At 43.1% G+C, this 6,587-nt stretch carries 5 protein-coding genes and 1 pseudogene; 5 read left to right on the top strand and 1 reads right to left on the bottom strand.

The window, feature by feature from the left end; translation table 11 throughout:
- Positions 1-180: 180 nt before the first annotated feature.
- Positions 181-936 (bottom strand): GNAT family N-acetyltransferase, encoded by a 756-nt coding sequence (locus tag BM101_RS13605; protein WP_177194538.1) that lies wholly within the window; start codon positions 934-936, stop codon positions 181-183.
- A gap of 201 nt (positions 937-1,137) precedes the next feature.
- On the opposite strand from BM101_RS13605, the gene BM101_RS13600 reads away from it, so the two are divergent.
- The 5 genes and pseudogenes from BM101_RS13600 to BM101_RS13580 form a co-directional block, all read left to right on the top strand.
- Positions 1,138-2,175 (top strand): DUF7309 domain-containing protein, encoded by a 1,038-nt coding sequence (locus BM101_RS13600; protein WP_087032739.1) that lies wholly within the window; start codon positions 1,138-1,140, stop codon positions 2,173-2,175.
- Positions 2,176-2,400: 225 nt separating this feature from the next.
- A complete protein-coding gene (locus tag BM101_RS13595) occupies positions 2,401-3,156 on the top strand; it encodes a MurR/RpiR family transcriptional regulator (protein ID WP_177194537.1) in 756 nt (251 codons plus the stop codon).
- A gap of 329 nt (positions 3,157-3,485) precedes the next feature.
- Positions 3,486-4,886 carry a glycoside hydrolase family 1 protein gene (locus tag BM101_RS13590; RefSeq protein ID WP_087032743.1) on the top strand — a complete coding sequence of 467 codons (1,401 nt, stop codon included), beginning with the start codon at positions 3,486-3,488 and terminating at the stop codon, positions 4,884-4,886.
- A gap of 192 nt (positions 4,887-5,078) precedes the next feature.
- Positions 5,079-6,392, top strand: coding sequence for a PTS sugar transporter subunit IIC (locus tag BM101_RS13585; RefSeq protein WP_087032745.1), 1,314 nt, complete (start codon positions 5,079-5,081; stop codon positions 6,390-6,392).
- A gap of 100 nt (positions 6,393-6,492) precedes the next feature.
- Positions 6,493-6,587, top strand: a pseudogene (locus BM101_RS13580) (PTS sugar transporter subunit IIB); the annotation flags it as partial.

Raw genomic sequence — 6,587 nt, 5'->3', positions numbered from 1 at the left:
TTTCTCCAACGTCCGGGTGTCTAAACGCAATTCATCGCACTCTGTTTAAACGTGTTCCAAAAAGCAGACCTGAAGTCACTTCACGAATAATGCTCAGACGGTCTGCGACCATCCTCTGCTTATTCGCTCCAGTGATTCGGGTCTAAACGCTTTTTGTCACACTCTCTTTGTTGTTCCTTGCTACAGTAGCTTCAATAATTCATAGCGGAAAGACAGATAGGTATAGTTTTGACGATTATACATTTCCCTTGCCGTATCGGATGCATCAGCCACCAATAGGACGGTCCTGCCATCCGCATGAGCCATGACAAATTCCTGAAGTGCCGTTCCGATGCCTTTTCGACGGAATGAAGGAAGGACATAGAAGCTGTCGATCTCGATGGTATCGTCCGTCAGGTACAGATCGATGGAGCCTGCTGCCTGTCCATCAATCATAGCAACGATGGGATGGAATCCGGTTAACGTAAATTTTTTGAGTGTAATCGGTCGTTTCTGTTCAGCGAATGCTTCACTTACTTCTCGCGCGGCTGACGCTGAAACCGCAAGGTAAGCGTCACGATTCGTTTCCTTCACCCAATCGATCTGGATCGAGCGGGGTCTTGCCTCCCTTGTCGGGATGAACGTTTCCGGCGTTGCGGCGTATAATTCCAGGACATCCAGACTGAAATCATGTGAACCCAGATGGGAAATGATGTCTTGCGGTATTTCATGATCCTCCGGCCAGACAACTTTTATGAATCTTTGTCCGTTCTTCTCATGATTGGTTTTCAGATAAGCGAGAGCATCAATGAAGTCCGTAAGCGTTGGTATCTGATGAAACTGAATAAAATTTTCTGCATACATAAAAGGAGCATCTTCATTTTGGAAATGGGTAAAGAGCGGAGTGACCATTGCTTTTTTTGCGCAATGTTGAATATTGTCAAAAGAAAAAATCATTTTTATACCCCTTTTTGAAAGAAAAATTGCTGGACGCTTCAAGATATGATAGCATAGGAAAGTAATTTGTTTCAACAAGAAGAAACGAAAAGTGAGTTGTGGTTGCCAGTTGGCAGGATGGATAGGAAGCAAAAGCATCCCTGTACACAGCCCAGGAAAAGCGCCACATGCGCATTGTTTATAAATAGATAGGAGATTTAAATGAGAGATTATCAAAACCTTTATGAAAAAATCAAACAGTTTTATAAAATGAAACCGTGGGAAAAGCTGGATGATACAGAAGTTATCGGGATTAAATATTCCGATCGCAAGGAACCCGTGTTTTTTGCCATGGGCGGATTAGACGACGCAAGCATCGGCTTGAGTGTTTTTCGGAATGTATCGGAATATATCCTGTTTTTGGATCTGTTGGAATCTGAATTCACCGAGGTGGATGGCATCGGCGAATATACCGAGAAATTAAAAAGTATTCGTCTTGAATTTGTGGATCGCGATGATTTGGAAGACAGCGACTACCAACGTATCCGCACTACGGATGTGAAATTCCGTGGTAAACAAGCGTGGCCAGAAATCGTGGACTTTACCCCGGGCTTTGTACCTTGGCCAGCCGTAGAAGAAGACTTGGTCTTGTTGGAACGCGTATTGGACAGTTTCATCGAAATGTTCCCTATGTACAGCAAAATGGACTTTGAAAAAGAATTTCTGTCGGATGATGTGCCGACGCGCTACTATTACCAAGCGGGCGTCAGAGACAGCGTCTGGAAATTAAAAGAGGAGCATATCCTCCAGTTCTTGACGAATGGGGAGCTGACGAACGGGCCTTATGATTTGATGCTTTCGCAATTCGAGATCCGCCGCCTGATGACGGAAAAGAAATCCTTCTTGAAGAACACCTTTGAAATAGACTTGTTCTACTTGCCGCAACCGATCACATTCAAAACCGGTGAACGCCCGCGTTTTGTCAAAATGATGGCAATCGCCGACAAGCAATCGGGAGAAGTGCTATTGGCTACCGTATTGACTGCCGATAAATCACGCGATATCCAATTCGAATTGTACAAATATTTGTTTGAAGCAAAAGTCTTTCCCGCTAAAGTTGAAATGCGCGGGGACAGCGTGCTGGAAACATATGACATGTTGGCACCGTTGCTGGATGAATTGGACATTGCCTATGCAGAAAAAAACAGCTTAAAAAAAATCGAAGCCTTCCGCAAGAGCATTTCACAGGATTTATTCTAGCCGAACGCTCTAGAAGGAATGCCGCGCTTTATGCCATAGCCTTGATTCCAAAGCGGAAATTTATTTTTTTTTTGAAATAAGGACAAGACAAAAAACTTCTTCATATTGAAAATGGAGAAGTTTTTTGTTTTTTTTGAATGTAGTGTTAAAATGGATAAGAAGAAAAGTGAACAAACCTATTCTGCTCGCTCCAAGGATTCCGTTCATTACAAAAGGGGTTTTTATGTGTTCAATCAAGAAAACGTGAAATTACTGACAAATACAGAACTGAAGGTATATGAATATATCGTTCAACACTCCCAAAAGGTCATACGCATGAGCGTGCGCGAAATCGCATCCGAAACGCATGTTTCTCCGGCAACCGTCACGCGAACAATCAGCAAACTAGGTTTTGAGAACATCTGGGAATGCAAATTGTATTTGAAAGAAACGGATAATCGCAAACACAATAAAAAAGTATTCGAAACTTCTGAAATCGTCGAGGAGTTCTTCAGCCGTTCGATGCAGACAGAATACGAAGAAAAAATACAAGCGGCTGTTAAAATGATCGCAAATTCCGACACAGCACTTTTTTTCGGTATAGGCACGTCTGGGTTGATCGCAGCCTATGCATCCCGGCAGTTTTCCAATCTGGGGCAGAGTACCTTCCATATCCAGGATTTCAGTTATCCGTTCCATTTGATCAGCCGGCAGTACCGCAATACTGTGGCGATCATAATGTCCGTTTCCGGCGAAACTGACATTATGCTTCGCAAAGTGGCAGACCTGAAAGGATTGGATAGCAAAATAATCAGCATCACGAACTCTTCGACCAATACATTGGCGAAACAGTCCGACATCAACTTCGCCTATCATTTGACTCCTGAGTATGTGGATGAAGAGGTAAATGTTACGTCGCAGTTGCCTGCCGTCTTTATCGTTGAAACACTTGCGCGCCGCAATTATAATTACACGCAAAAAATGCGCAACGAACAACGTTAGTGGGATGTTAGGCTGAAACAAAATGCATCTTTCTTGAAACGTTATTCCATAACCTGAACGTTGTGTCTTTATGGTTTGAAACTGTTTACATTTCGTTCACATCCTCTATAATAAAAATATATTCAGCTGATGGCTTACAGGTGCCGAGATGATTGGGACTGTGTCAGCCGTAAGAACCGCTCTTTTCTTCATGGGAAGAGTCGTACTTGCTAATGAAATGTAACCGCTTAATCTAAAAAGTCAGTTGGGATTCAATCATGGCAAATTTTCACCAGCATCAACGCATCATTGCCAAACGAAAAGAAGAATGATAGGAAAGGAATGAGTGCATGTATCATAAAGAAATGAAACCGTTTAAAAAAGACTTTTTATGGGGATCCGCAACCAGCGCCTATCAAGTCGAAGGTGCCTGGAATGAAGACGGGAAAGGGCCATCGGTTCAAGATGTGAAGGAGATTGTTCCTGATACCTCCGACTTTAAAGTAGCGACAGACCATTACCATCATATGCAGGAAGATATCGCGCTGTTGGCCGAGATGGGATTCAAAACTTACCGTTTCTCGATTTCATGGTCGCGCGTCATCCCGGATGGAGACGGCGAAGTCAATCCGAAGGGCATTCAATTCTACAGCGATCTGATTGACGAATGTTTGAAATACGGAATCGAGCCTTTAGTGACTGTCTACCATTTCGACTTGCCACAAGGACTTGCTGAAAAAGGCGGCTGGGAAAACCGTGCGACGATTGATGCTTTTGTCCGCTACTGCGATGTCCTGTTCGACAACTTCGGTGATCGCATCAAGCTATGGCTGACAATCAACGAACAGAACATGATGATTCTGCATGGCGCTGCAGTTGGGACGGGGGAAAGCAGCATCAAATCCTTGTACCAACAGAACCACCACATGTTGGTTGCCCAAGCATTGGTCATGAACCTTTGCCACAAAAAACTGCCGCATGTGAAAATCGGACCGGCGCCGAATATTTCTGCAGTCTATCCGAAAACAAATAATCCAGCGGATGTGGAAGCGGCCGATCTTTACACGGCAATCCGTAATTGGCTGTACCTGGATATAGCGGTATACGGTGTATACAACCACCAAGTCTGGGCATACCTTGAAGAGAATGATGCGTTGCCGGATATGGAGCCAGATGACTTGGCTATTTTGAAATCGGCGGAATGCGACTTCATCGCCTTCAACTATTACAACAGCTCAACAGTGGAAGCGCTACCGTCCGGAACAGAACGCAAGGCCGGCAAAAAGGATCAACAATTATCGGACAGCCAAGAAGGTTTCTTCGCAGGATCCGACAATGAATACCTCCCGTATACAGAATTTGGATGGCAAATCGATCCAACCGGGTTCCGCACGACGATTAACCAAATTTACTCTCGTTATCGTAAACCGTTGATCATTACAGAAAATGGTCTAGGCGGGTTTGATAAATTGGAAGATGGAAAAATTCACGATACTTATCGGATCGACTATCTCCGCAACCACATTAAACAAATGAATTTAGCTGTCACAGATGGTGCAGATGTATTTGGCTACTGCACATGGAGTGCAATCGATTTGATCAGCACACACCAAGGTTTCCGCAAGCGTTATGGTTTTGTTTACGTCAACCGGGAAGACTTCGATTTGAAAGACTTGAAGCGTTACCGGAAAGATAGTTTCTATTGGTATAAAGGGGTGATTGCGTCAAACGGTAAAAATTTGGAAGGGTAAGGCAAGTATTTTTGGATACTTTTCGGACAATGCCATTATTGATAAAGAATAAGGGCAAATGCTTTTGAAAAGCGCAAGATTCATTCATTCAGGCTCAGTCTGGCAGGACAAGGGCAAGCACTCATTTCAATTATCTTTGCAGAAGGATGTTTATGCATCCTGACAGGATTCCCATTCGAGGAGGATTTTATTATGGATAAATTCTTAGATGTATTACAAGAAAAATTAGGACCTATAGCATACAAATTAAATGCAAACCGTTACTTATCAGCAATTAAAGAAGGTTTCTTCGGTGCCATGTCACTGTTGATCATCGGTTCCATGTTCCTGTTGTTCGCCAACTTGCCGATTCCAGGTTATGCCGATTTCATGGCAGGCATCTTCGGTGCTGACTGGACACAATTCTTCATGGTCCCTTACAACATGACCATGAACATCATGACAATCTTCGTTATGATCGGGATTGCCAGAGACTTATGCAAAACCTATGAACTTGACGATTTAGCAGGGATCATCTATTCCCTTGTTGGATTCCTGATTTTGACACCTTCTATTTTAAGTACAGATAACGCAGCCGGAATCCCAATGGGAAACTTGAGCGCCAGCGGTTTGTTCTTAGGCATGATCAGCACTGTCTTCGTAGTTGAAATCATGCGCTTCATCATGGCAAGAGGTTGGACAATCAAAATGCCGGATTCGGTTCCAGCAAACGTTGCGAAATCGTTTGATGCGTTAGTACCAGGTCTAGTAGTCATCTTAATCTTCGATATTCTGAAATTAATTTTCGCTATTACACCATACGTAACAGCTCAATCGTTTATTTTCCAAATCATCCAAGCTCCACTAACAAGTATCGGGGCTACTTTACCGGCAACAATCATTGTCATCATCTTGGAAACATTATTGTTCTCATTCGGCTTACATGGGCCAAACATTATAGGCGCTGTTATGCAACCAATTTGGTTGACACTAACTGCTGAAAATGCTTCTGCATTTGCGGCTGGACAACCATTACCAAATATCGTCAATTACCAATTCTATGCTAACTTTATCAAAATCGGTGGCTGCGGAGCAACGTTTGGTTTAGCTTTATTATGCCTATTCGCTGCAAAATCCGCCCAATTCAAAACATTGGGTAAATTGGCAATCGGACCTGCAATCTTCAACATCAACGAACCGTTGATCTTCGGGATGCCAATCGTATTGAACCCTATCTTGATGATTCCGTTCATCATTGCGCCAGTTGTGATGACTATCCTAACATATGTTGTGATGAACATCGGCCTTGTACCATTGACAAATGGGGTAAATATCCCTTGGACTACACCACCAATCATTTCTGGGTTCCTTATCAGTGGCTGGCAAGGTGCTGTATGGCAAGTCGTCGAAATGGGCCTAAGTACTGTAATCTTCTTCCCATTCTTCAAATTGGAAGATAACAAAGCTTACCAAATTGAAATGGGTCAAATTACATCTGATGAATCAGGAAATGCTATCGCGGAATAAACGTTTCCTTGCAGTGAGGTGACTATTCGCTACACTGTGAGAAACTTGCATTCACTCATTTCAGGATTACAAAGCAAACGTTAAGGATGGAGAGAATAACATGGCAGAAAAAACAATTATGTTAGTATGTGCGGCAGGTATGAGTACAAGCTTACTGGTATCAAAAATGCAAAAAGCTGCTGCAGCGCAAGGAGT

The sequence above is a fragment of the Trichococcus palustris genome (genome assembly GCF_900114465.1).
Taxonomy (GTDB): domain Bacteria; phylum Bacillota; class Bacilli; order Lactobacillales; family Aerococcaceae; genus Trichococcus; species Trichococcus palustris.
The sequence above is the reverse complement of the archived record's forward strand: the minus strand, read 5'-3'. Positions and strand labels throughout refer to the sequence as shown.